Genomic DNA, 25,984 nt, shown 5'->3' on the forward strand with positions numbered 1-25,984 from the left:
TCCAGTGACATGTTACGGGACTCGTTTTTCAGGCCGCTGCGAACGCCGTTTTCGAGCGGCTGATATTCGGTTTTCCGAATGCTGGAAGGTGTTTCTGTCGGTGGGGCAACTGGCGTTTTTCCTCAAAGGGAACCGCAGGGCCCGTGTTGTCCACGCAGGTCGTCCACTTTATGCGCTTTGGATAAGTTTTCTGCGTCATTTGTGGGGTTTTTCTGCAAGAAGGCCTGCTTCGGTCCAGATCTTGCTTTGTTCCGCGCAATGCACTGAGCAAGATGCTTTTCGTGCCTTTAAAACATGGACGACTTCGCGTTTCGGATAAACGAGTAGCGATGGCTATCGTCATTAAATCAATAACATGGCATTTTGCTATTTGGCTTTTTTGAAAAAGGGCATCTGCACGGGTTTACCCGGTTTTTGCAGGGTGTCACAGGGGGATGGCGGACATGAGTGGGCTTTTATCACCAGGTATGCGCCTGATGGGGCATTTTGGTTTCGCGCGTAAGTTTCAGGTCCTGTTCTTGTTGTTCATGCTGCCTCTGGTGGGCAGCGTATGGATGATTGCTCAGGATTATCGCAACAAGCTTGCGGTGATTACGGGCGAACAGTCAGGTGTGCGTCAGTTGCTGGTTCTCGATGACCTGGATTTCGAGCTATCGGCTCAGCGTGATAACGCGGCGCGCTGGAAAGCTGCCGACATTCTTCGTGAGCCCACTCCTGCCGCCAAGGCTGCGATTGCGAAGCTTGATGCGAATGTTCAGAAAATCTCCCAGGCACTTGATGCCGTAGGCGCCAAATTGGCGCAGGAAGATGCCACTGCTGAAGCCATGGAGCGTTACAGGGCATTGCAGGCGTCCGTGAAGGGCCTGGACTCTGCTTCGTTGCGCACGGTTGGCTGGTGGCCGGATGGTTATGATCGCTTTACTGCGTCACTGAGCCTGACCCAGGCCTTGCGTGAGCAGATCGCGATGGACAGCGGCCTGATCCTCGATCCCTGGCTGGAAACCTACATGCTGATGCAGCTTTCCACTCAGCAGATGCCGGATCTGATCGAGCGTATCGGCCGTATGGCCAGTATCGGCCAAACTTCCGTGGCCACGGGTCAGTTCAGTCTGCAAAGTCGTTTGCAGATGCGTGACTTGCGCAGTCGCATTGATGATGCCAAGGATCAAATGCACAAGGCGGGCAATCTGCTGTTGTCCAAGCTGCCGCCGGAGCTGGAGCCCTGGGCTGTAAAATACAAGGCGACTTCCGCGATGCTGGACGCCGAGCTGAAAGTGCTGGATGAGGGCGTATTCGGTGGCACCATCAAGCTCAAGCCCGAAGAGTTCGAGCGCAGCATTGATACCCTGCTGGGCGGGATGGCTCAGTTGCGCAAGCAGTCGCTGGTTTCTCTGAACGATAGGCTCGAGTACTACCGCGATACTTCCAACATGCAGTTCATTCCGATGGCCGTGACCTTTGGTGTGCTGCTGCTGGCAGCGCTCTATCTGTTCGTCTGCCTGCAATCTTCAATTCGCCGCAGTGCCAGCGGTATTACCACGCTCGCCGAGTCGCTGCGTGACGGTAATCTGTGCGTCGAGGTTTCGGTTCAGGGGCGTGACGAGCTGGCCGCAATCAGCAAGGCGCTGAACGTTGCGGTGGTGCAGTTGCGTACCAGCCTGTTGGGTGTCAATCATGAAACCCGGCAACTGGGTGATGCAGTGCTGACCCTCAATACCCAGTCAAATGGCACGCTCAGTGAAGTCGAGGAGCAGCAGTATCAGATCAGCCAGATTGCAGCCGCGGCCACCGAGCTGGCGGCAACCTCTCAAGGGGTGGCCAGAAGCTGTGAACAGGCTTCCGACAGCGCACGCCAGACCCGCAAGATTGCAGAAGAAAGCAGCCGCGACAGCCGACGTACCACTGACAGCATCCAGCAGCTCAATCAGCGCCTGACGGATACGGCTGCGGCTCTGGGGCGTGTCAGCGAGCAGGGTCAGCAGATCCAGTCGGTCGTTGATGCGATTCGTGGTATTGCCGAACAGACTAACCTGCTGGCGCTCAACGCGGCCATCGAGGCGGCGCGGGCGGGCGAGCAGGGGCGTGGGTTTGCGGTGGTGGCCGATGAGGTCCGTAGCTTGTCGCAGCGTACTCAGGCTTCAACGGCAGAAATCGCCGGTACTGTGGACAGCTTGCGCTCTACCGTGACTCAGGCCGTCAATCTGATGGAAGCGGCTTGTGGGCAGGCGGTCAACGATGCTCAGTCCGTGACCGGGCTGGGTTTGCGGTTGGGTGAAATTGCTTCTGCCGTGCAAGGCGTGACGGACACCCTGGTGCAGATTTCCACTGCGGTCGAAGAGCAGGCTTCGACGGCCGATGAGGTCAGCAACAATATTCAGCAGGTGGATCAGGCAGCAGGTCGTTTGCTCGAGGGTGCCCGCGCCGTCAATCAGGCGGCCGATACCCTGAGCAAGGGCAGCCGTGCGTTGAACGACAATACAGCGCGCTTTCAGTTGGGTTGATAGGGTCTTACCGAACGCTTCACTCAATGACACCTCAATCGCCAGGTCCGGCGGTTGAGGTGTTTTGCATTGGGGAGCAGGGTCTTGCGTTTGACTCGTGGGGCCGTCAAACGGCTAATGCAGGCTCGTTGATCCAGGTGGGTGCAATGCTTTGTAGCTGCACCCAGGGTTGCGGTTTACCCAGCAGGTAACCCTGGAATTCGTCCACTCCCATTGCATGCAGGCATTGCGCCTGGGTATGGGTTTCGATCCCTTCGGCAACGATCTTCAACGAAAAGCGCTTGGCGATGAGGACTGCACTTTCCACCACGGCCAGTGCCCGGTCATCAAGCTGGGCGACGAATGAGCGGTCGATCTTGATGCCATCGATGGGCAGCTCACGCAATCTGGACAGTGAGGAATAGCCGGTGCCGAAGTCGTCGATGTGGATATGCACACCCAGTTTTCTCAAGTGATGCAGCGATTCGAGAATGCGATCCTTCCAGGCTTCGTCAAACACCGACTCGGTGACTTCCACAATCAAGCGGGCAGGAGACAGACGCTCTATCGCGAGCGTCTGGGCGACGAAGCGGGTGAAGCCCGGCGTCACCAGTTGGCGAATGGATACGTTCACGGCAATCGACGGCAGTTCCGGGCCGGTTTTCTCCCAGGTGACGGCTGCGCGGCAGGCCTGCTGCAATACCCAGGCGCCGAGTTCGACGATCAGATCGGACTCTTCGGCTATGGGAATGAATTCCTGCGGGCCTACAGCGCCTAGCAGAGAAGGGTTCCAGCGCAGCAAGGCTTCGATGCACATCACTTCGCCGGTTGTTGCCGAGATCAGGGGCTGGAATACCAGGGACAGGCTTTCATCATGCACGGCCTGGCGCAGGGCGATGTTGATGTCCAGCTTGCGACGCTGAATGCGCGCCAGTTCCTGATCGTAAAACACGATGCGGCCACGGCCCTGTCGCTTGGCTTCCGCAGATGCCAGGTCGGAGGCTTGCAACAGGGTTTCAATGTTGTCGCCATCGTCGCCCTGAATGGCAATGCCGATGCTGACGCCGATGCGCAGGGAGGCAGAGGCGACCTCAAAGTTCTTTATCAGCGCTTCCCCGAGGTTCTCAGCCAGTTGCCAGGCCTGGGTGCGGATATCGAGTAATGCTGGCGTCACGACAATGAATTCATCACCTCCCCAGCGGGCGATGGAAGAGCCGTCTGGCAGCAGGGATTTCAAACGCTTCGCAACGCCCTGAAGGATTTCGTCGCCACAGGCATGCCCCAGCCCGTCATTGATCTGCTTGAAGTGATCCAGGTCGAGAAACAGAACGGCGCGCAATTGGGGAGCGGAATCCGGCAGCGGGCTCAAGTCGTACATCAGGCCACGGCGGTTAGGCAGGCCGGTGAGTGGATCGTGATGAGCCAGATTGTGCAGGGAGCGTGTTCGGTCGGCGACGCGCTCTTCAAGCTCTGCATTGGTGGCGAGCACTTCCTCGGTGCGCTGGGTCAACTGTTCGACCAGGTCCGAGTTTTCATACTTCAATTCGATGGAATTGCGCAGCCGTTTATAGTTGTTGCGGTGCCCGGCAAGCATCAGGCCATAGAACGCCACGCCAATGACGCTGAGTATCCACTGCGATGGAGTCTGTACGGCCAACTGGTAGCAGACAGGCAGCATCATGAGCCCGAAATACACCGGGCCCATCACGCGCATGGGCGCAAGTATTCCGCTGGCACCGCCTGCCATGGCCGATATCACCATGGTGATCAGATACTGTTGGGCAGGTGGATAGGTATTGAATTCGCTCAGGATCAGGACTGCCCACAGAAAGCCGGTGGCAAACAGGCCGGCTCCCTGAAGCTCCCAGGCTCGATCAAGCCATTCGATCGATTGACCTCTGGGAGTATTGGCGACTTTGAGCAGGTAGTGATGCAAGGCATACCTGCACCCCAGAGTGGTCACGACGATTGCCAGCCATGTCCAGTGACATTCGCGGTCGACTTCCGATGTCTGGACCAAGAGCACCATACCGATTGCCGCGATCAGTTGAGCCCATAGACCTGCAAGGTTGCTGCCTAACGTGTATTGCAGAAGCTCAGCCTTCAGATGGGCCTTGTTCATCTTGTCTTTCCCGACAGGTACTTTCTATGGGAGTCCGTGTGTGAAGTGAGATCCATGAGTGAAGGCAGACTGCATTCCTGTAGCGAGTCTGGCCAGATGCGATGCAAGGCTCTGGGCTGAATGCATCTTTGATCTAAGTGATGGCTAAATGCAATCACTATAAGGCAGTGGTGGGTGGGGTTTTTAAATGCGCGGTTATGTCGTTATCGGCCGCAAGCGTTCAGAGCTTGAGGTGCCGGTCATCGGACAGATGGTAAGAGGAAGGCGTTGCAGAGAGATCGCCTTTGGCCACGTGATGCAGCCAAAGGCAGAGGCGGAGCGCTGCGGGTCAGAACGAACCGTGTTTCAGCAGCTTTTGCAGGTATTGGCCGTAGCCGGTCTTTTTCAGTTTTTCAGCCTGATCACTCAGTTGCTGAGCCGTGATCCAGCCATTGGAGTAGGCGATTTCTTCGAGGCATGCCACTTTCCAGCCCTGGCGCTGTTCGATGGTATGCACGAAGTGGCTCGCTTCCAGCAGCGATTCGTGGGTGCCCGTGTCGAGCCAGGCGAAACCGCGGCCCAGAATTTCCACCGTCAGGCTTTTCTGTTCCAGATAGGCCCTGTTCACGTCGGTGATTTCCAGTTCGCCACGCTCGGAAGGCTTGATGTTCCTGGCGATCTCGACAACCTGGTTATCGTAGAAATACAGCCCGGTAACGGCATAGCTGGATTTCGGATTGGCCGGTTTCTCTTCAATGCTCAGTGCCCGACCGCTGTCGTCGAACTCCACCACGCCAAAGCGCTCGGGATCGGAAACGTGATAGCCGAATACCGTCGCACCGCTGCTTTGCCGGGTGGCGGCGTGCAGTTTTTCCGAGAAGTGCTGACCGTAGAAAATGTTGTCGCCAAGGATCAGGCAGCATGGATCCTTGCCAATGAACTCTTCACCGATCAGGAAAGCCTGTGCCAGGCCATCGGGACTGGGTTGCTCTGCATAGGTGAGTTCGATGCCGTACTGGCTGCCGTCTCCCAGGAGCTTGCGGAAAGAAGGCAAGTCGTCCGGCGTGGAGATAATCAGGATTTCACGCATTCCTGCCAGCATCAGTACCGACAGAGGATAGAAAATCATCGGCTTGTCGTAGATCGGCAGCATTTGCTTCGAAACGCCGAGGGTCAACGGATGCAGACGAGTGCCCGAGCCTCCGGCCAGGATGATGCCTTTACGGTTGGTCGTGATCATTTATTCAGGGTTTCCATGAGCATTCGGGTTACACCACTTTGCCAATCCGGCAAGTGCAGGGAAAAGGCGCTGCGCAGTTTTGTTGTGTCCAGACGCGAATTCAAAGGCCGTTGCGCGGGTGTCGGATAGTCGACGGTCCCGATGGGATTGACGGCTTCTACTGCCAGTTGCTCGCCATTGGCCCGGGCAAAGTCGATGACATATTGCGCGTAGGCATGCCATGACACTTCGCCTGCCGGCGCCAGATGATAGATCCCGCCGAGTTGCGGGCGCGCCAGTGTCTGTTGCAGGGCAACTGCCGTTACATCCGCCAGCAGCTCGGCGCCTGTGGGCGCGCCGATCTGATCGCTGATGACACTGAGCGTCGGACGATCCTTGGCGAGTCGCAGCATGGTCTTGGCAAAATTGTTGCCACGTGCCGCGTACACCCAACTGGTACGAAAGATCAGGTATTTGCAGCCCGATGCAGCAATGAGCTGCTCACCTTCGAGTTTGGTTGCGCCGTAATGATTGATGGGCGAAACCGCATCGTTTTCTTTCCAGGCGGTTGTGCCTGTGCCATCGAACACATAGTCGGTCGAGTAGTGAATCAGCAGAGCGTCTAGCTGGCAGGCTTCTTCGGCCATGACCTGGCTGGCCAGGGCGTTGATCCGGTGTGCCGCTTCCCGCTCGCTCTCGGCCTTGTCGACAGCCGTGTAGGCCGCGGCATTGACGATGACCTGGGGCTGGACACGACGAATCGTATCCCGCAGGTCGGTCAGATCAGCCAGGTCGCCAGCGAGCTCGCCGCAAGTGGTCTGTGCAGGATGTCTATCCAGCGCTATCACTTCGCCAAGCACTGCCAGCGAGCGCTGCAATTCCCATCCGACCTGACCGTTTTTCCCAAGTAGAAGTATTTTCATGCTTTCCCGGTGCGCGATGCGTAGTTTTTATCGATCCATTGTTGATAACTACCGCTTTTCACATGAGCGACCCACTCAGGGTTATCGAGGTACCACTGCACGGTCTTGCGGATGCCGGACTCGAAACTTTCCTCGGGAACCCAGCCCAGCTCACGCTGAATCTTGCTGGCGTCGATTGCATAGCGTAGATCATGCCCGGGGCGGTCCTGAACATAAGTGATCAGGTCGGCATGGGGACGGAAGGCCGAGTCGGGGCGCAACTGGTCGAGCAGGGCGCACACGGTATGCACCACTTCGATGTTCTGCTTTTCGTTGTGACCGCCGATATTGTACGTCTCGCCTATCTCGCCCTCGTTCACCACCTTGTAGAGTGCGCGTGCGTGATCTTCCACGTAAAGCCAGTCACGGACCTGATTACCCTTGCCGTAGATAGGCAGCGGCTTGCCTTCCAGTGCATTGAGAATGATCAGCGGGATTAGCTTCTCAGGGAAGTGGCAGGGGCCGTAGTTGTTCGAGCAGTTGGTGACCAGCGTCGGCAGGCCGTAGGTCCGGCTCCAGGCGCGCACCAGATGGTCGGAGCTGGCCTTGCTGGCCGAGTACGGCGAGCTTGGCTGATAAGGCGTGGTCTCGGTGAACAGGTCTTCAGGCCCTTCAAGGTCGCCATACACTTCATCGGTGGAAATGTGGTGGAAGCGGAAGGCTGCCTTGCGCGTATCGTCCAGTCCGTTCCAGTAGCCGCGAGCAGCTTCCAGCAGCGCGTAAGTGCCGATGATGTTGGTCTGGATGAATTCCGAAGGCCCGCTGATGGAGCGGTCGACATGGGACTCGGCAGCCAGGTGCATCACTGCATCGGGCTGGTGATCGCGAAAGACCCGGTCGAGCTCTTCACGGTTGCAGATATCCACATGCTCGAAAGCATAGCGCTCGCTCTTGTCCGCCGACTGGAGGGATTCGAGATTGCCGGCGTAGGTCAGCTTGTCGACATTGACCACAGCGTCGGTCGTGTTGGCGATGATATGGCGAATGACCGCCGAGCCAATGAAGCCTGCACCACCTGTTACTAAGATCTTCACGAGAGTTTTTACCTTGGATTCTGACAAGACTTGAGTGCGCCAACTGGAGGTCGCGACTGTAAGGGACAAGCTGACCTGACGATAGTACAAGGCAGCATTTTACATGGAAAAATCGCTATCGCAGGCCTGAAGCAGCAATCGCTCGATCTGTGCCAGCTCCCAGGTGCTCAGCAGGCTGACCGGATCTGTACCGTAATGCTGAGTTTCCAGGTTCCACTCCCTGCCGTCCGGAGCCCGGCAGCGTTGGCAATGGTGCAGATGCCTGTCACTGAAGTCGAGGGTCAGGCACCAGTCTTCGAGAGTGATTTGCAGCAGCCCTGAGTCAAGATGCTGCGCCAATTGCAGGGAATGAATGCCCTGAGCCGTGTCCCTCAATTGCTGATAAACCTCGCGTGCGCTCAAGGGTTGCATCTATTTCACTCCCTGCAAACGGTTTTCCTCGAACTGGCTGCAACTGTTCCAGAAGCGTTCGAGCCCTACGGAGATGAATTTCTCCCGATGGCGAATCATGAAAAAGCGTCGGGTAAAGGGCGGAATATCGCCACTCAGCGTCTTCAACTGCTTTGATGCCAGAAGATCGGCAACCACCCAGCGCGACAGGCAACTGATGCCGATGCCCTGAGCCAGCGTGTGCTTGATGGCTTCGGAACTGCCGATCTGCCGGATATCGGACAAGCCATGCAAATGCCTCAGCAGCAATTGCTCGACGACTTCACGAGTGCCTGAGCCAGGCTCGCGAAGCAGCCATTCGGCATCCTGCAGATCGCCCAGCGTGACGTCCTTTTGCCTGGCCAGTGGATGCTGGCTGCCGGCAACAATCAACAGTTCATCCACCAGCCATGGCTCGGCGCTGAGTTCGGGCAGATGACACGGGCCTTCGATCAACCCCATGTCGATTTCAAAGTCGGCGACTTTTCGGGCGATGGTCATGCTGTTGCCCATCTCGACATCTACCTGCAGCAGAGGAGCCGACTGCCGCAGCTCGCCAAGAATCAGCGGCAGTACATAGTTGCCGATCGTGGTGCTGCATCCGACTCGCAGGCGGGTTTTCATCTCTGCGTTGCCGGGCTGAAAGCCGGCTTCGATCTGTTGCGCGCTTTCGAGCATTTTTCGGGCTTGAGGCAGCAAGGCGTGGCCGTTGTCGTTAAGCACCAGACGCTTGCCCACTCGGTCGAACAGTCGGGTTTCAAGGGCGCTTTCCAGCTCATTCAATGCTGCGCTGGTTGCCGATTGCGACAGCGATACCGCCAGTGCAGCGCTGGTGGTGCTGCCATGCTGGCTGATAGCGCAGAAAATCTGCAATTGACGAAGGCTCAGTTTCACTCGATCTACCTGTAAAACGGGTAAGAGAAACCTATATTACCCGTTTTTATAATTGTTTTGCTTTCCCTAGACTTTGCTTATGTCATCAGGCGGGAGCACTCACATGATCAACATCGGACCAGCAGCGATCACGGGACGCGGTCGACCATTGGCTGCCCTTTCGAGTCCTCGGGAAGCCATCCGGCAATTCACTCCCAACTGGTTCGCCGTAACGATGGGCACCGGTATTCTGGCCTTGCTGCTGGGGCAATTGCCTTTTTCCGTTCCATTGCTCAAGACCTTGGGCGAGGCCCTCTGGCTTTTCAACATTGGATTGTTCGTGCTGTTCAGCGTGATGTATGCGAGCCGTTGGGTACTGTTTTTCGATGAGGCCAAACAGGTTTTCGGTCACTCCACTGTCTCGATGTTCTTCGGGACGATCCCCATGGGGCTGGCCACGATCATCAGTGGGCTGCTCCTGTACGGACTGCCGCGCTGGGGCGTTTCCGTAATTGCCCTGGCTCAGGCCTTGTGGTGGATCGATGTGGCGATGGCGCTGGTTTGCGGGGTGCTGATCCCTTTCATGATGTTTACCCGCCAGCAGCACAGCATCGACCAGATGACGGCGGTATGGCTCTTGCCTGTCGTGGCCGCCGAAGTCGCCGCTGCCAGTGGCGGTATGCTTGCCCCTCATTTAGCCGATGCCAGCGCTCAGTTTTCCATACTCATCACCAGTTACGTGCTGTGGGCGTATTCGGTGCCGGTTGCCCTGAGCATTCTGGTGATCCTGCTGTTGCGCATGGCCTTGCACAAGTTGCCTCACGAAAGCATGGCCGCCTCAAGTTGGTTGTCGTTAGGCCCGATTGGAACCGGCGCCATGGGCATGCTGGTGCTGGGCACCGACGCGCCAGCCATCTTTGCTGCTCATGGTCTGGCAAGCATCGGCGACGTTGCCAAAGGGCTCGGCCTGATTGTCGGCATTCTGTTCTGGGGGCTTGGCCTGTGGTGGCTGACGCTCGCCCTGTTGATCACCTTGCGTTACTTCAAGACCGGTATTCCGTTCAACCTGGGCTGGTGGGGATTCATCTTCCCGTTGGGCATATACGCAGCCACGACCCTGAAGTTGGGGGCGATGCTGGATCTGGTGTTTTTCAGCGTGATGGGCGTCGTGCTGGTGATACTGCTGGCAGTGATGTGGCTGATCGTTGCTTCCAGAACGTGGGCCGGGGCTTATCGTGGCAACCTGTTTGTGTCGCCTTGTATTGCGTCGTTGGGGAGGGCGGGTAATTAGGTGTGCGGGCTCAGTTCCAACTGATCGATGGAGGAAAGTTGGTAACGTACAGGGTTTTTCAGCTTTTTCACCTGTCCCTCTTCGATGGATTGTTTAAGCCAGTTATTGATCAGTGTTTTAGGGATGGCCCATTCTTCCGCCAGCTCATCTACCGTAACGGGGCTGCCAATCTTTTCGAGTTTCAGCAAAAAGATCTGATAGAAACTCAAGTCAGGGGCATCGATGGGGGGCTCAGGTTTTTCAGCGCCATACTCTGGCAACTGACTTTCCTGCTCTGTCACTTGGGGAAACTCAGATGCCTCTACAGGTGTAGAGGTCAGTAAGTCGGCAATCGGTTTCACACTATCGTTGTGCGAAAGCAATGCCCTGACATCAAGCGACTCCGTATTGTCATCCAGCCACTGTCCGCCCTCACTCACCAGTAACGAGTTACCGGACTCAGTATCCATGCTGCGATGCACCCAGAGGGGAACCCAGGACTTCTTGATATTCTCCATTGCCCCAGTCCAGGTGCCACCCTTACGACCGGAATGCACGACAACCGAAGCCTGGCTCATCGCGTAAATGTACTTGTTACGGGCCATGGCATTACCAGCATTGAAACCTGCTTCAGGGCTGAAAGGGGAAACCAGCACCAGGTTATTGTTCATCAACCCCTGACGCCATTTGGAGGATGTAGCCGCTTTAAATAAGCTGTCGGCCATTACCCCGACTGCCGAACCTTCGCCTTCCAGTCCGCCCAGCATCGATTCTTCATCAATACCCTTGGCTGCTCCGGATATCACGCTGAGTCCTGCTTGCGCGAGGCACTGTCCAAATGCCCGCGCATAATCAAGGTCTGCGCTACTGGCATTTCGTGAACCAACGACACTGATACCAAGCAGGTTCAGCAGAGATGCATTACCGCAGCCAAATAGCACTGCTGGTGCTGCGGTACGTAGTCTTTGCTTGAGCAGTTTTGGATAGTCATTGTCCGAGCGAGTCAGCACCCATATTCCGGCCCGGCTCCACTTTTCAAGTGCAAAGGCCAACGCATGGCCGCGATTGAGCAATTGCTCTATGCGCTCTAGCGTGATTTCAGGGTCGGACCATGTGTGCAGGATGTGGCGTGGGTCTTCGATGACCAGGCTTGCTGGAGTGCTGCCTTGCTCATTCAGCCAGAGCGCAAAACGCCCCCACTCCGTAGGTGAGAGTGGTTTTACGTCGTTTTTTGCAGACTTGGAAAAATGGCAAGTCAGCAAAAGAATGGCCTGGTTATTGGTGTTCATCATGCTTCTTTGTTTGCAGTGGAGGAGATTGCCAAAGGAAAAACCGGACCACTGCCTGCGCGACGCAGCAGGGTGGCTATCACTGTCAGCGTCCAGCGGGAGTCGACCATGTCATCGACCAATAGCACTGGGCCTTCGGGTAGCTCCTCTGAAAGAGCGAAGACACCATCGAGATTTTTGCATTGATGGAAGCTGTTGTTCTGGTGCTTCTGCTGCTGGTTTTCCTTGATCTTGCTGACGGCGTTGAAAAAAGGAATTTTCAAGGCCGTTGCCAGCCTGTGAGCAAAAGACGGTACCAGATCTGGATGCCCAAGCGATGGAACGCAACACACCCAGGCGGGACTCGGTATAGGTTGCCAGCGTTGGGTGATCATTTCCACCATCGCGTCTACCAGCGCATCATCGAAGTGATTCTGTTCCTTGCCCGTAGCTGCCAATTGTCCCCAACCGCCATCCCGCCAGCGTGACAGTATCCGCCCTTCTTCGGCTAGCCAGGCAGATGGAAGATGGGTAGGAAAGCCATACTCCACGAAAGCGCCTTTGGCGACCTGTTTGCGGGGTTCTATTGGAAACTCGGCATGGCGGATAAAGGTTGCTGCACGATGTATCAGTTCAGCATTGATCCGTGCAGGCACAATCTCGCTTTCCAGACAATTAGCACACTTGCCACAGTTTTCATGGGCTGGATCATTTAGCGCTCCGCGGATAAAGGCCATCAGGCAATCCTTGGAGTCCAGATATGTATTGACCTCTCCCCATTCCTGCTCGCGAAGCTGGGTCAATTGGGAGATACGTGCTTCATCGAGGTGGTAGTCAACGGCGACAAAGTGCCACTTGCTGTTGGTCTTGATCACGGGCGGTTTTTTTTCCGCGCTCAGGTATTTCAGGGTTTTTTCGATCTGGCCCTTCGCAAGGTTGCTGTGCTCTTCCAGGTCACGAATGCCCAGGCCATCGGATTGCTCCAGCTTGCCCAGAATATGGCGCACTTGTCCCTGATTCGGGAAGGCAGAGCGGCGGAAGAAATCATGAATATCTTCGTCCTCCTTGCCTGACATCAGTATGCCAACCGAGTAATCAATCCCTCGGCCAGCTCGGCCAACCTGCTGGTAGTAGGTAACAAGAGAGCCCGGTGCCTGATAGTGGATGACAAAACCCAGATCGGGTTTGTCATATCCCATGCCGAGAGCGGATGTGGCAACCAGTACTTTCAGGTCGTTATTGAGCAGGCGGGCTTCAAGATGCTGGCGGTAGTCATCGCTTTCGGGGAAGTCAGGATGTGTGACGCTGCCATAATAGGCTGCTGCGCTGATGCCATTGTCGTTCAGCCAGTCAGATACCTGATCCGTATCGCGCTGTGTCAGCGTATAGACAATACCGGTGCCGGTGAGCTGCGGGATGTTTTCGGCCAGCCATGCCAATCGGCTTGCCTGGTCCGGGAGACGAAGGTTCTGTAAGGCAAGGCTCTCGCGTACCAAGGGGCCGCGCTGGATAGTGATTTCACCTAACTGATCGAGAATGTCTTCGATCACGCGATTGTTTGCCGTGGCGGTGGTGCCCAGTACGGGCGTATTGGTTGGCAGAAATTGCAGGATATTGAGGATGCGGCGGTAGTCTGGCCTGAAGTCATGTCCCCAGTCAGAAATGCAATGAGCTTCATCAATGACCATCAAGCCGATCCGGTCAGCAATCGGTTGCAGTGTACTTTCGATAAAGTCATCGTTGGCCAATCGCTCTGGGGATATCAACAGGCAATCGACTTGATTGGCAAGTATTTGCTGTCTGGACTCTTCCCACTGATCCCGATTCGTGGAGTTGAGCGTGACTGCACGAATACCCAGCCGAGTAGCCGATTCGATCTGATTCCGCATCAATGCCAGCAAGGGGGAAACGATGATTGTCGGACCCTGTCCGCGATCTCGCAGAATCCTTGTGCTGATGAAATACACGGAGCTCTTGCCCCAGCCAGTACGCTCCACGACCAGCATTTTCTTGCGCTGGTTGACTAATGCATCAATGGCTTCCCATTGCCCGTCTCGAAATTGCGCCGCTGGGTTTTGTAATGCGGCTTGCAAGAGTTTTTCCGCTTCGTTGTGTGTCATCGCTGAGGTCCTTTCTCGTTACAGCTCCTGTGTCAGGATATTCGCACAAATCTCCTGGCCTGATCCTCTTAATACGGAACAGCTTGTTTCTTGTGCATATGCTATCGAGTCTTGATAGAGGCGAGTGGAGGTCAGACAGAAGCACACAGCCAAGCCATTATCAGCCTGCATAAACACAAAACCCCCGAATCGCCAGGCAATTCGGGGGCTTTGAGGATTCATCAGCATCCGTGGCAACCCACGGCAGGCATCAGACGTTAAAGCGGAAGTGCATCACGTCGCCATCCTTGACGATGTATTCCTTGCCTTCCAGGCGCCATTTACCGGCTTCCTTGGCACCGGCTTCACCCTTGAACTGGATGAAGTCTTCGTAGGCGATGACTTCGGCGCGGATGAAGCCTTTTTCGAAGTCGGTGTGGATCACGCCTGCAGCCTGTGGTGCGGTGGCACCGACGCGGACGGTCCAGGCGCGGACTTCTTCGACACCGGCGGTGAAGTAAGTCTGCAGGTGCAGCATTTCGTAGCCGGCGCGGATCACGCGGTTCAGGCCGGGTTCTTCAAGGCCCAGGGCTTCGAGGAACATGTCCTTTTCTTCGCCGTCATCCAGCTCGGCGATTTCCGCTTCGATCTTGTTGCAGACTGGCACCAGCATTGCGCCCTCTTCGTCGGCGATGGCGCGGACCACGTCCAGCAGCGGGTTGTTCTCGAAGCCGTCTTCGGCAACGTTGGCGATGTACATGACCGGTTTGGTGGTCAGCAGGTGGAAGCCGCGGATGACCGATTTTTCCTCGACGCTCATGTTCTTCATCAGGCTGCGCGCCGGCTTGCCTTCGGTGAAGTGGGCGATCAGTTGCTCGAGCAGGCCTTTCTGGATCACCGCATCCTTGTCGCCGCCCTTGGCGTTGCGAGCGACTTTCTGCAGTTGTTTTTCGCAGCTTTCGAGGTCGGCGAAGATCAGCTCCAGGTCGATGATTTCGATATCGCGCTTCGGATCGACGCTGTTGGAAACGTGGATCACGTTCTCGTCTTCAAAGCAGCGCACCACGTGAGCGATAGCGTCGGTTTCGCGGATGTTGGCCAGGAACTTGTTGCCCAGGCCTTCACCTTTCGAGGCACCGGCGACCAGACCGGCAATGTCGACGAACTCCATGGTAGTCGGCAGGATGCGCTTGGGATTGACGATGGCTGCCAGCGCCGCCAGACGCGGGTCGGGCATGGCCACGATGCCGCTGTTCGGCTCGATGGTGCAGAAGGGAAAGTTCTCTGCCGCAATGCCAGACTTTGTCAGGGCGTTGAACAGGGTGGACTTGCCGACGTTAGGCAGGCCGACGATTCCGCAGTTGAATCCCATGGTGTTTCCCCTCGAGTGATGTCAGGCCTTCTGGCTGTGCAGGTTTTTCATCGCCCGGTTCCATTCACCGGCGAAGATATCCGGCAGCACGCCGAGGGCAAAGTCGATACTGGCATCCAGTTTTTCCTGTTCGGCGCGTGGCGCTCGACCCAGGACAAAACCGGAGACCTTGCTGGCATCGCCTGGGTGGCCGATGCCAAGCCGCAAGCGATGGAAAGTGTTCTGGTTACCGAGCTGCGCGATGATGTCGCGCAGACCGTTGTGACCGCCATGCCCGCCGCCAACTTTCAGTTTGGCAACGCCGGGAGGCAGGTCGAGTTCGTCGTGCGCTACCAGAATGGAGTCGACCGAAATGCGGTAGAAGCCGGCGAGTGCCGCTACAGCCTGACCGCTGCGGTTCATGTAGGTAGTAGGAATCAGCAGACGAACATCCTGACCCTGATGCGTGAAGCGTCCGGTCAGGCCAAAGAATTTGCGCTCGGGAACGAGGTTGACTCGTTGCGCCGCAGCAATACGCTCAACGAAAAGAGCCCCTGCGTTATGCCGGGTCTGTTCGTATTCAGTGCCGGGGTTTCCCAGGCCAACGATCAGTTTTATGGCGGTCACGACAGGGGCTCTTCCTTGGAGTTGTGGATAACACCGCTTGCGAAAGCGGCAACTGTGGACGAAAAGTGCTCATTTACCATGATGTAAACTCCGCGATCCCGCCCGCTTTGCCTGCTATCGCTCGCGATGTTTCCTGAGCAACTCCGACGTTACCAAGTAATGAATTACTCGGCAGCGCCTTCTTCTTTGGTGTCTTCTGCAGCTACGCGTGGAGCGTGGACGTTGGCGATAGCCAGGTCGGTACCGTGCGCCAGTGCGACGAACTCAACGCCTTTTGGCGCTTTGAGGTCGGACAGGTGAACGTTGGAACCGATTTCCAGAGCGCCCAGATCCACTTCGATGAACTCAGGCAGATCTTTAGGCAGGCAGGAAACTTCCAGCTCGGTAGTGGTGTGCGAGATCTCGCCGCCTTTCTTGACCGGAGCTTCTTCGTTGATGAAGTGAACCGGAACGATGGCGGTCAGTTTCTGGCCGGCAACAACACGTACGAAGTCAGCGTGCAGTACGTGACCTTTTGCTGGGTGACGCTGCAGTGCCTTGATCAGGACGTTCTGCTTCTTGCCACCAACATTCAGCTCGATAACGTGGCTGAAAGCAGCTTCGTTTTCCAGCAGTTTGGCAACTTCTTTGGCCAGCATGCTGATGGACTCAGGGGCTTTGTCAGCACCGTAGACAACAGCTGGAACCAGGCTTGCGAGACGACGCAGGCGGCGGCTCGCACCTTTCCCCAGGTCGGAACGCACTTCAGCATTCAGAGTGAAATCATTCATTTTGTTTCTCCAAAATAACCACACTCGCTTTGGCGTTTGCGACCAGCGCCAATGCGATATGGGCAAAAAAGCCCCGCCCTGACCGGATGCCAGGGCGGGGCGCTTTTCGTCGACGAGATGAACCCAGGGAAAACCCTTAGCGGAACATCGCGCTGATCGATTCTTCGTTGCTGATACGGCGAACCGCTTCAGCGACTACCGGTGCGATATCCAGTTGACGGATACGGCTACAGGCTTGTGCAGCAGCAGACAACGGGATGGTGTTACTCACCACCAGTTCGTCCAGCACGGAATTTTCAATGTTTTCGATCGCCCGACCCGACAGCACAGGGTGTGTGCAGTAGGCAAAGACCTTGGCAGCGCCATGCTCTTTCAGGGCCTTTGCCGCATGGCACAGAGTGCCGGCGGTATCGACCATGTCGTCGACCAGAATACAGGTACGCCCTTCGACATCACCGATGATATGCATCACTTCGGAGTGATTGGCTTTCTCGCGGCGTTTGTCGATGATCCCGAGATCGACGCCCAGGGATTTGGCAACAGCACGTGCACGCACGACGCCGCCGATATCCGGGGAAACGATCATCAGGTTTTCAAAGCGCTGATCTTCGATGTCATCCACCAGAACAGGGGAGCCGTAGATGTTATCTACAGGAATATCGAAGAAACCTTGTATTTGGTCAGCATGAAGATCAACCGTGAGAACACGATCGATACCCACCACGGTCAGCATGTCAGCAACGACTTTCGCGCTGATGGCAACACGTGCGGAACGCGGACGGCGATCCTGACGGGCATAACCAAAGTAAGGAATCACAGCAGTGATTCGGGACGCTGAGGAGCGGCGGAAGGCATCAGCCATCACGACGAGTTCCATCAGGTTATCGTTGGTCGGAGCGCAAGTCGGCTGAATAATGAAGACATCTTTACCGCGGACGTTTTCATTGATCTCAGTGCTGATCTCGCCGTCGGAGAATTTACCGACAGAGACGTCACCGAGAGGGATATGCAGCTGACGTACTACACGCCGAGCCAGATCGGGGTTAGCGTTCCCCGTAAAGACCATCATCTTGGACACGCGCAGTACCTGGAGGCTGAGGGTATACCTGGATGAGTATAGAAAATGGCAGGGGCGGCTGGATTCGAACCAACGCATGGCAGGATCAAAACCTGCTGCCTTACCGCTTGGCGACGCCCCTGTATTGAATCAATCCGAGTGCCTGGCACTCGATTCCTTTTTCACAGAATCTGTAGCTTGCGATGCAACATCGAAACGTTGCTTCCTTTTGCTACGAACCCTGTAAGGGTCTCTGTAAGAAGGGCCGAGACTTTATCAGCTTCAGCTTTGTTTGGGAAGGCCCCAAACACACAACTTCCAGTTCCGGTTAATTTTGCTTCGGTAAAATTACCTAACAAATTCAAAGCGTTACGTACATCTGGATAACGCTTCTCTACAACCGCTCTACAGTCGTTTTGACTGTTTCCCTTGGGAACGGGGCGCACTTTAATGGGAGGAGTGTCACGTGTCAACAGTGGATCTGAAAAAATTTCTGCTGTACTTACAGATACTTGCGGCACAAGTACCAAATACCACGGTTCTTCGGGGTTTATAGGGGTGAGAATTTCTCCTACACCCTCTGCAAATGCAGCACGCCCACGCACGAAAACCGGGACGTCGGCCCCAAGCGTCAGGCCCAGAGCGGCCAGGCGATCTTCGTCCCAGCCAAGATTCCAGAGATGGTTCAGACCCAGCAGGGTGGTTGCCGCATCCGAACTGCCACCCCCGATGCCGCCGCCCATGGGCAGACGTTTTTCCAGCCAGATGTCCATGCCCAGTGTGCAACCGGACTGTTTCTGTAATGCCCGGGCAGCCTTGACGATCAGATTACTGTCGTGAGGAACGCCGGGGACATCGGTTTGCAGGTGGATTTCACCGTCCTCGCGAACGGCGAAACCAAGTTCATCGCCGTAGTCGAGAAACTGAAAGATGGTTTCCAGTTGGTGATAGCCGTCAGGACGACGGCCAAGAATGTGCAGCATCAGGTTCAGTTTGGCGGGAGCGGGCAGGGTCAGGCTTGGCGTGCTCATGTTCATTGCCCCAGTTTGCGAGGCTGCCAGTCCTTGATGACCAGCGTGACATCCAGATCCTGGCCATGCAGTTTGATGCGCTCAGGCAACCAGTAACCGTTCTGTTCAATGTAACTGAGGTATTCCACCTGCCAGTCATCCTGTTCAAGGCTGGCCAGCCGGCTGTCGTCATCCAGTGTCAGGCGGCTCTTGCTGTCGGGGGCGGGAAGGCCGCGCACCCACCAGACGAGGTGCGAGACTGGAAGTTTCCAGCCCAACTGGTCTTGCAGCAGGGTTTCCGGGGTTGGCGCTTCGTAGCGGCCCTGGTTGGCCACTTCAAGGCTCACGCCACCAGGACGCCCGGTCAGGCGTGCCGCGCCGCGTCCCAGAGGGCCGGAGAGGCGGATGTCGTAATAATCCTGGCGTTGCAGCCAGAACAGGGTTCCGCTGCCGGAGTCCCTGGGAGCACGAATGCCGACCTTGCCGTTGATCTGCCAGCCGTCGAGGCTGCTCAGTTGTTGCTTGTGCTCGCGCCACTGCGCGGGATCGCCCTTGCCCTGAAGGGCTTCGCGGGAAGTCAGGCCGGCACAGCCGGTGAGCAGGGCAATGAGGCTGAATACGATTACATGGCGCAAAAACATAACGTCAAAGATTCTCTGATCCGGTCAGGCGCAGCACGGTGCTACGCAGAATAGGGCTGTCAGGTTGCTGTTCGAGGGCTTTACCCCAGACTTTACGGGCCTCACGCTGTTCGCCCTTGGCCCAGAGCACTTCGCCCAGGTGAGCGGCGACTTCGTGGTCGGGGAAGCGTTCAAGCGCCATGCGCAGCAGGCGTTCGGCTTCGTCCAGGTTGCCCATGCGGTAATTGACCCAGCCCAGGCTGTCGAGCACGGCCGGATCGTCGGGTGTCAGGGTGTGGGCCTTTTCAATCAGCTCCCTGGCTTCGGCGTAACGGGTCGTGCGATCCGAAAGGGTGTAACCCAGAGCATTAAGGGCCATGGCGTTTTCCGGTTCGCGCTTGATGATTGCCCGCAGGTCTTTTTCCATCTGCGCCAAGTCGTTGCGCTTTTCAGCCAGCATGGCGCGTGTATAAAGCAGGTTCACGTCGTCCGGATACTGCTTGAGCGCCTGATTCAGCACCTGCCAGCCACGGTCGGGCTGATTGTTGCTGGTCAGGGTTTCGGCTTCGATCAGGTACAGCTGGATCGCGTAGTCCGGCTGCGAGTCGCGGGCTTCGGCGAGGCGCTTGGAGGCTTCGGCAGCATTGCCGTTGCTCATCAGAATGTCGCTCTGGCGAAGCTGGGCGGACAGGAAATCACTGCCCGGCCCGACCTGTGCGTATTCGGCAAGGGCGCTTTGCGGGTCGTCGCGCTCTTCGTGGATGCGGCCCAGGTTCAGGTGCGCGGAGTCGACATGTGCGCCTCGTTCCACCAGCTCTTCCAGATAAACGGCTGCTTCGTCCCAAGCCTTGGCTTCCAGGCAGACCAGCGCCAGGGAGAAACGCAGTTCGTCGTCATCCGGGTATTGCTTCAAAAGGCTGGAGAACTGCACCTTGGCGTCTTCCATGCGGTTCTGTTCGACCAGCATGCGGGCGTAGGTCAGGCGCAGACGTTTGTCTTCCGGGTATTTCTTGAGGCTTTTTTCCAGGATCGGCAGCCCTTCCTTGCCACGACCCATGCCTTGCAGCAGGCGGGTGCGCAACAGGATTGGCGCAATTTCGCCGTCCTTGGGCGGATTGTCTTCAAGCAGGCGCAAGGAGCGTTCGGAGTCGCCGTTCTGCTGGAGCAGCAGCGCCTTGCCGAAGATCAACTGGCCATTGTTCGGGTATTTACCCAGCAGCCGGTCGAAACTCTTGAGCAGACCATTGCGGGTATCGGTGTCGGTTTCCGCAGCAGAGAGCGCCAGGAAGTCGAAATGCGTATCGCCCTGACCCTGCAGAACCTTCTCCATGTACATCATGGAGTCGTCATAGCGTCCGGAGCGTGCCAGCTGAATCGCGGCGGCTCTTTGCGCTTCCAGGTTGGTCGGGTCGTTGCGCGCCCAGATCATGGCGGTATCCAGAGCGGCCTGATCGGCGCCCAGGTACTCGGCGATGCGATAGGCCCGCTCGGAAACGCCCGGATCCTGGGTCTTGACCGCCTGGGTGACGTAATTGTCGAGCGCAATGTCGAAACGGTTACGCTGGCCTGCCAGTTCGGCACTGAGCAGGCTGACCAGGGTGTCCTGAGTGAACGAGCCATAGACCAGCGGCTTTGTTTCAGGCGCGGGAGGTGTGTCTTTCTGTTCAGTCACAGGTTGCTGTGAGACGGGAGCCATGGACTGGCAACCGCCGAGAAAGACAAGGGCGAGGAACAACGCGGAGGATCTAGTCATATATAAGAAAGGCGGCTTACCTGCGGTTTGGAGCATCATGACACAAGGCTGTCGGCAAAACCCACCACCGGTGGAAAAACTACTGCAACAGCGGTTCTGACGGCGTCGCCACCCCAAAAAGGGGGCCTGCGACGAGCGATTCTAGTGGGACAATAATATGCAGTGGTTGTTCTGAGCTTATTGAAGTAGGACAATTGCTGGCTTCACGTCACCACCAGCGACCCTGAATGGCCTTCCTTGCACTTGGTATTAACCATAAGACTGCCTCGGTAGACGTTCGCGAGCGCGTGGCATTTACGCCAGAACAACTGGTCGAGGCCTTGCAGCAGCTTTGCCGTCTTACCAGCAGTCGCGAAGCCGCGATCCTCTCGACGTGTAACCGTAGCGAGCTGTATATCGAGCACGACCAGCTCGCAGCCGACAGCATTCTGGCCTGGCTGGCGGACTATCATCACCTGAGCCTCGATGAACTTCGCGCCAGTGCCTACATTCATGAAGACGATGCCGCCGTGCGTCACATGATGCGCGTGGCTTCGGGCCTGGACTCTCTGGTACTCGGAGAGCCGCAGATTCTCGGGCAGATGAAATCCGCCTATGCCGTGGCCCGTGAGGCGGGAACCGTTGGTCCGTTGCTCGGGCGTCTGTTTCAGGCGACCTTCAGCGCCGCCAAGCAGGTGCGCACCGACACGGCCATTGGTGAGAACCCGGTATCGGTGGCGTTTGCCGCCGTCAGCCTGGCGAAACAGATTTTCAGCGATCTGCAGCGCAGTCAGGCGTTGCTGATCGGCGCGGGCGAAACCATCACTCTGGTTGCCCGGCACCTGCGTGATCTGGGCGTAAAGCGTATTGTGGTTGCCAACCGGACCCTGGAGCGCGCCAGTATTCTGGCTGCCGAGTTCGGCGCCCATGCGGTGCTGCTTTCGGATATTCCGGCAGAGCTGGTGAACAGCGATATCGTGATCAGCTCCACCGCCAGCCAGTTGCCGATTCTGGGCAAGGGTGCGGTAGAAAGCGCCTTGAAGCTGCGCAAGCACAAGCCGATTTTCATGGTGGATATCGCTGTTCCTCGCGATATCGAGCCGGAAGTCGGCGAGCTGGACGACGTTTACCTCTATAGCGTCGATGATCTGCATGAGGTGGTCGCCGAAAACCTCAAGAGTCGGCAGGGTGCTGCCCTGGCGGCCGAACAACTGGTCAGTATCGGCGCCGAGGACTTCATGTCCCGCTTGCGCGAACTGGCGGCCGTCGATGTATTGCGTGCCTATCGTCAGCAAAGCGAGCGGCTGCGCGACGAAGAGCTGAGCAAGGCGCAGCGTATGCTGGCCAACGGCAGCAATGCCGAAGAGGTCTTGATTCAACTGGCCCGTGGCCTGACCAACAAACTGCTGCACGCTCCCAGCGTTCAGCTTAAAAAGCTGTCTGCCGAAGGCCGCGTCGATGCGCTGGCCATGGCTCAGGAACTTTTTGCCCTCGGTGAGGGCTCGACGGATAAACCTTCGCAATGAAAGCTTCACTGCTCAATAAGCTGGATGTGCTCAGCGACCGTTTTGAAGAATTGACCGCGCTGCTTGGCGATGCGGAAGTTATCAGCGACCAGACCAAATTTCGCGCCTATTCCCGTGAATACGCCGAAGTCGAGCCGGTCATCGAGACTTACAGGCAGCGCATCAAGGTATTGGCCGATCTGGACGGTGCCCAGGCGCTGCTCAAGGACAACGATCCGGACATGCGGGAAATGGCGGTCGAGGAAGTCCGTGAAGCCAAGCAGCAGTTGCTGGAGCTGGAGGCGCAGTTGCAACGCATGCTGCTGCCCAAGGACCCCAACGACGGGCGCAACGTGTTCCTGGAAATCCGTGCCGGCACAGGCGGTGACGAGGCGGCGATCTTCTCCGGTGACCTGTTCCGCATGTACTCGCGCTATGCCGAACGTCGTGGCTGGCGCGTGGAAATCCTTTCGGAAAACGAAGGCGAGCATGGCGGCTACAAAGAAGTCATTGCCCGTGTCGAAGGCGAAAACGTCTACGGCAAGCTGAAATTCGAGTCCGGTGCCCACCGCGTACAGCGTGTGCCCGAAACCGAGTCACAAGGTCGTATCCATACCTCGGCCTGTACCGTGGCGGTGTTGCCAGAGCCTGACGAGCAGCAGGCGATCGAAATCAATCCGGCAGACCTGCGCATCGACACCTATCGTTCCTCCGGTGCCGGTGGACAGCACGTCAACAAGACCGACTCGGCCATTCGCATTACCCACTTGCCATCGGGTATTGTCGTGGAATGCCAGGAAGAACGTTCGCAACACAAGAACAGAGCCCGGGCAATGTCCTGGTTGTCTGCCAAACTGAATGATCAGCAGACCAGTGCCGCTGCCAATGCCATCGCCAGCGAGCGCAAGCTGCTGGTGGGGTCCGGTGATCGTTCGGAGCGTATTCGCACCTATAACTTCCCTCAGGGGCGAGTGACGGATCACCGCGTCAATCTGACGTTGTATTCACTGGACGAAGTTCTGGCCGGTGGCGTCGATGCAGTGATAGAGCCGCTACTCGCTGAATATCAGGCTGATCAACTTGCGGCACTGGGTGAGTAAATGACCATCATCGCCAGCTTGTTAAGAAGCGCTGAACTTCCCGACTCACCAACTGCGCGCCTGGACGCCGAGTTGCTGCTGGCCGCTGCCCTGGGCAAGCCGCGCAGCTTCCTGCATACCTGGCCCGAGCGCATTGTCAGCACCGAAGCGGCGCTGACGTTCGCCAGTTACCTGCAACGCAGGCGCACCGGTGAGCCTGTGGCTTATATTCTGGGTCAGCAGGGTTTCTGGAAACTCGATCTGGAAGTCGCGCCGCACACATTGATTCCACGTCCCGAAACCGAAATGCTGGTCGAGGCGGCGCTGGAACTCATACCGGCGTTTGCGCCGGCTCAGGTTCTGGATCTGGGCACCGGCAGCGGGGCGATTGCCCTGGCACTGGCCAACGAGCGTCATCTGTGGAAAGTGACGGCCGTGGATCGGGTACTGGAAGCCGTGGCCCTGGCCGAACGCAACCGCCAGCGTTTGCAACTGGACAACGCCGTGGTGCTCAACAGCCATTGGTTCAGTGCGCTGGAGCAGAACCGGCAGTTCGACCTGATCATCAGCAACCCGCCTTACATCGCCGATGCCGACCCGCATCTGGCGGCCGGTGATGTCCGTTTCGAGCCGAGCAGCGCACTGGTTGCGGGCGCCGATGGCCTGGACGACCTGCGAGCCATTGTCCAGCAGGCTCCAGCGTATCTGCGCAGTGGCGGCTGGTTGTTGCTTGAGCATGGCTATGACCAGGGGGCTGAAGTGCGTAACCTGCTGACTGCCAATGGTTTCGACCGGGTGCAGACCCGACGTGATCTGGGCGAGCACGAGCGCATCACTTTCGGATGCTTGCTGTGCTGAGTGATGAGGAACTGCTGCGTTACAGTCGGCAGATTCTGCTGCAACACGTCGATATCGACGGGCAGATACGGCTCAAGAGCAGCCGTGCGCTGATCGTCGGGCTGGGCGGCCTGGGTTCTCCGGTGGCGCTCTATCTTGCTGCTGCCGGAGTAGGCGAGTTGCATCTGGCCGACTTTGACAGCGTTGACCTGACCAACCTGCAGCGCCAGGTCATTCATGACAGCCACAGCATCGGGCAGGCCAAGGTGGATTCCGCCATGGCCCGTCTGACGGCCATCAATCCCGAGGTGACACTGGTCGCCCATCGCGCTGCACTGGATGCCGATTCCCTGAGTGCTGCCGTGCAAGGCGTTGATCTGGTGCTCGATTGCTCGGATAACTTCTCGACCCGCGAGGCCGTGAATGCGGCTTGCGTCGCTGCCGGCAAGCCTCTGGTCAGCGGTGCGGCGATCCGCCTTGAAGGTCAGTTGTCGGTGTTCGACCCGCGCCGTGCCGAGAGTCCTTGCTATCACTGCCTGTACGGTCACGGCAGTGAAGCCGAACTGACGTGCAGTGAAGCTGGCGTCATCGGGCCTCTGGTGGGACTGGTGGGCAGCCTGCAGGCCCTGGAAGCCCTGAAGCTGCTGGCGGGTTTTGGCGAGCCGCTGGTAGGGCGTCTGTTGCTGATCGATGCGTTGAGCACCCGTTTTCGTGAATTGAAGGTCAAACGCGATCCGGCGTGCGGTGTATGCGGTACTGCTCAATGACCGGTACTTCCACGCCTTTTAGCCGTAATGCGCCAGTAGGGGTTTTCGACTCCGGTGTGGGCGGGCTTTCGGTACTCACCGAAATCCGTCAGTTGCTGCCCAACGAATCCCTGCTGTATGTCGCCGACGGCGGGAATATTCCCTACGGCGAAAAGCCCCCTGAATTCATCATCGAGCGTTGTCTCACGATTGCCGGTTTCTTCCGGGAGCAGGGCGCCAAGGCGCTGGTGCTGGCCTGCAATACGGCGACGGTGGCAGGTGTTGCGCATATACGCCAGTGTTATCCCGGCTGGCCTGTTGTCGGCATGGAGCCAGCGGTCAAGCCGGCCGCTGCGGCAACTCGCAGCGGAGTGGTGGGGGTTCTGGCCACAACCGGCACCCTGCAAAGCGCCAAGTTCGCCGCTCTGCTCGACCGTTTCGCCAGCGATGTGCGGGTGGTTACCCAGCCTTGTCCGGGGCTGGTGGAACTGATCGAAACCGGTGATCTGCTCAGCCCGACCATTCGCCAGTTGCTCTGGCGCTATGTCGAGCCTTTGCTGCTGGAAGGCTGCGACACCATCATTCTGGGTTGCACACACTATCCGTTTATCAAGCCACTGCTGCGTCAGATGATTCCTGAATCCATCAGCCTGATCGACACGGGCGCGGCCGTAGCCCGTCAACTCCAGCGTTTGCTGACCCAATCCGATCTGTTGTCCACCGGTCCTGTGTGCGAAACATCCTACTGGACGAGTGGCAATCCAAATGATTTCAAAAAAATTCTTCCTGCCCTATGGCAAAGCGCTGGCAGTGTGCGAAGCTTAGGTTTGTAAAAAAATCGTGAAAAAGCTTTTTATGCGCTGAACCAACGCTTTGCTGCTGCTTTCTATAACTGCGTTTGCCAAGTTCTAGCAC

At 57.2% G+C, this 25,984-nt stretch carries 22 protein-coding genes and 1 tRNA gene; 7 read left to right on the forward strand and 16 right to left on the reverse strand.

The genetic code is table 11. From position 1 onward, the window contains the following. Positions 1 to 443 precede the first annotated feature (443 nt). A complete protein-coding gene (locus KGD89_RS04325) occupies positions 444 to 2,501 on the forward strand; it encodes a methyl-accepting chemotaxis protein (RefSeq protein ID WP_025258584.1) in 2,058 nt (685 codons plus the stop codon). Between the two features lie 106 nt (positions 2,502 to 2,607). Here KGD89_RS04325 and KGD89_RS04330 read toward each other — a convergent pair whose 3' ends face one another. The 6 genes from KGD89_RS04330 to KGD89_RS04355 all read right to left on the reverse strand — a co-directional run bounded on the left by KGD89_RS04330 (position 2,608) and on the right by KGD89_RS04355 (position 9,119). Beyond that, complete coding sequence (locus tag KGD89_RS04330; RefSeq protein ID WP_025258585.1) at positions 2,608 to 4,602, reverse strand: putative bifunctional diguanylate cyclase/phosphodiesterase; 1,995 nt, start codon at positions 4,600 to 4,602, stop codon at positions 2,608 to 2,610. 328 nt (positions 4,603 to 4,930) lie between these two features. Next, entirely contained in the window at positions 4,931 to 5,821 is an 891-nt protein-coding gene (gene rfbA / locus KGD89_RS04335) for a glucose-1-phosphate thymidylyltransferase RfbA (RefSeq protein WP_025258586.1), read from the reverse strand. After that, entirely contained in the window at positions 5,818 to 6,723 is a 906-nt protein-coding gene (rfbD, locus tag KGD89_RS04340; RefSeq protein WP_025258587.1) for a dTDP-4-dehydrorhamnose reductase, read from the reverse strand. Before rfbD ends, rfbA begins: the two co-directional genes overlap by 4 nt. Further along, positions 6,720 to 7,796, reverse strand: a complete 1,077-nt coding sequence (rfbB, locus tag KGD89_RS04345; RefSeq protein WP_025258588.1) for a dTDP-glucose 4,6-dehydratase — start codon at positions 7,794 to 7,796, stop codon at positions 6,720 to 6,722. Before rfbB ends, rfbD begins: the two co-directional genes overlap by 4 nt. Positions 7,797 to 7,895: 99 nt before the next feature. Next, positions 7,896 to 8,207: a DUF7693 family protein gene (locus KGD89_RS04350; protein WP_025258589.1), complete on the reverse strand. Its 312-nt coding sequence runs from the start codon at positions 8,205 to 8,207 to the stop codon at positions 7,896 to 7,898. Then, positions 8,208 to 9,119, reverse strand: coding sequence for a LysR family transcriptional regulator (locus tag KGD89_RS04355; RefSeq protein ID WP_025258590.1), 912 nt, complete (start codon positions 9,117 to 9,119; stop codon positions 8,208 to 8,210). A 103-nt stretch (positions 9,120 to 9,222) separates the two neighbouring features. On the opposite strand from KGD89_RS04355, the gene KGD89_RS04360 reads away from it, so the two are divergent. After that, a complete protein-coding gene (locus KGD89_RS04360) occupies positions 9,223 to 10,389 on the forward strand; it encodes a TDT family transporter (RefSeq protein WP_025258591.1) in 1,167 nt (388 codons plus the stop codon). Here KGD89_RS04360 and KGD89_RS04365 read toward each other — a convergent pair. The 10 genes from KGD89_RS04365 to KGD89_RS04410 all read right to left on the reverse strand — a co-directional run bounded on the left by KGD89_RS04365 (position 10,386) and on the right by KGD89_RS04410 (position 20,923). Further along, positions 10,386 to 11,657, reverse strand: a complete 1,272-nt coding sequence (locus tag KGD89_RS04365) for a DNA-processing protein DprA (protein WP_038399750.1) — start codon at positions 11,655 to 11,657, stop codon at positions 10,386 to 10,388. The genes KGD89_RS04360 and KGD89_RS04365 overlap by 4 nt on opposite strands. Further along, a complete protein-coding gene (locus KGD89_RS04370; protein WP_025258593.1) occupies positions 11,657 to 13,756 on the reverse strand; it encodes a RecQ family ATP-dependent DNA helicase in 2,100 nt (699 codons plus the stop codon). The genes KGD89_RS04365 and KGD89_RS04370 overlap by 1 nt, the downstream gene beginning before the upstream one ends. A gap of 250 nt (positions 13,757 to 14,006) precedes the next feature. Then, positions 14,007 to 15,107 (reverse strand): redox-regulated ATPase YchF, encoded by a 1,101-nt coding sequence (gene ychF / locus KGD89_RS04375; protein WP_025258594.1) that lies wholly within the window; start codon positions 15,105 to 15,107, stop codon positions 14,007 to 14,009. 21 nt (positions 15,108 to 15,128) lie between these two features. After that, entirely contained in the window at positions 15,129 to 15,713 is a 585-nt protein-coding gene (pth, locus tag KGD89_RS04380; RefSeq protein ID WP_025258595.1) for an aminoacyl-tRNA hydrolase, read from the reverse strand. Positions 15,714 to 15,877: 164 nt separating this feature from the next. Next, on the reverse strand, positions 15,878 to 16,483 hold the full coding sequence (locus KGD89_RS04385) for a 50S ribosomal protein L25/general stress protein Ctc (RefSeq protein WP_025258596.1): 606 nt from the start codon (positions 16,481 to 16,483) through the stop codon (positions 15,878 to 15,880). Between the two features lie 136 nt (positions 16,484 to 16,619). Beyond that, positions 16,620 to 17,561 carry a ribose-phosphate pyrophosphokinase gene (locus tag KGD89_RS04390; protein WP_025258597.1) on the reverse strand — a complete coding sequence of 314 codons (942 nt, stop codon included), beginning with the start codon at positions 17,559 to 17,561 and terminating at the stop codon, positions 16,620 to 16,622. Positions 17,562 to 17,607: 46 nt separating this feature from the next. Further along, a tRNA-Gln gene (locus tag KGD89_RS04395) sits at positions 17,608 to 17,682 on the reverse strand. A gap of 40 nt (positions 17,683 to 17,722) precedes the next feature. Continuing rightward, positions 17,723 to 18,571 carry a 4-(cytidine 5'-diphospho)-2-C-methyl-D-erythritol kinase gene (ispE, locus tag KGD89_RS04400; RefSeq protein WP_025258598.1) on the reverse strand — a complete coding sequence of 283 codons (849 nt, stop codon included), beginning with the start codon at positions 18,569 to 18,571 and terminating at the stop codon, positions 17,723 to 17,725. Between the two features lie 2 nt (positions 18,572 to 18,573). Further along, positions 18,574 to 19,191, reverse strand: coding sequence for a lipoprotein insertase outer membrane protein LolB (lolB, locus tag KGD89_RS04405; protein ID WP_025258599.1), 618 nt, complete (start codon positions 19,189 to 19,191; stop codon positions 18,574 to 18,576). A 4-nt stretch (positions 19,192 to 19,195) separates the two neighbouring features. Then, on the reverse strand, positions 19,196 to 20,923 hold the full coding sequence (locus KGD89_RS04410) for a tetratricopeptide repeat protein (protein WP_074569149.1): 1,728 nt from the start codon (positions 20,921 to 20,923) through the stop codon (positions 19,196 to 19,198). A 227-nt stretch (positions 20,924 to 21,150) separates the two neighbouring features. On the opposite strand from KGD89_RS04410, the gene hemA reads away from it, so the two are divergent. The 5 genes from hemA to murI are packed head-to-tail and all read left to right on the forward strand — an operon-like array spanning position 21,151 to position 25,902. Then, positions 21,151 to 22,428, forward strand: coding sequence for a glutamyl-tRNA reductase (gene hemA / locus KGD89_RS04415; protein WP_025258601.1), 1,278 nt, complete (start codon positions 21,151 to 21,153; stop codon positions 22,426 to 22,428). Next, the gene (gene prfA, locus KGD89_RS04420; protein ID WP_025258602.1) at positions 22,425 to 23,507 is read left to right on the forward strand and encodes a peptide chain release factor 1; all 1,083 of its coding nucleotides are present in this window, start codon (positions 22,425 to 22,427) and stop codon (positions 23,505 to 23,507) included. Before hemA ends, prfA begins: the two co-directional genes overlap by 4 nt. Next, positions 23,508 to 24,344: a peptide chain release factor N(5)-glutamine methyltransferase gene (gene prmC / locus KGD89_RS04425; RefSeq protein ID WP_025258603.1), complete on the forward strand. Its 837-nt coding sequence runs from the start codon at positions 23,508 to 23,510 to the stop codon at positions 24,342 to 24,344. Then, positions 24,338 to 25,090: a molybdopterin-synthase adenylyltransferase MoeB gene (locus KGD89_RS04430; RefSeq protein WP_162883708.1), complete on the forward strand. Its 753-nt coding sequence runs from the start codon at positions 24,338 to 24,340 to the stop codon at positions 25,088 to 25,090. Before prmC ends, KGD89_RS04430 begins: the two co-directional genes overlap by 7 nt. Further along, positions 25,087 to 25,902 (forward strand): glutamate racemase, encoded by an 816-nt coding sequence (gene murI / locus KGD89_RS04435; RefSeq protein WP_025258605.1) that lies wholly within the window; start codon positions 25,087 to 25,089, stop codon positions 25,900 to 25,902. Before KGD89_RS04430 ends, murI begins: the two co-directional genes overlap by 4 nt. Positions 25,903 to 25,984: the final 82 nt, after the last annotated feature.

This window comes from Pseudomonas cichorii (genome assembly GCF_018343775.1).
In the GTDB taxonomy this organism is placed as follows: Bacteria; Pseudomonadota; Gammaproteobacteria; order Pseudomonadales; family Pseudomonadaceae; genus Aquipseudomonas; species Aquipseudomonas cichorii.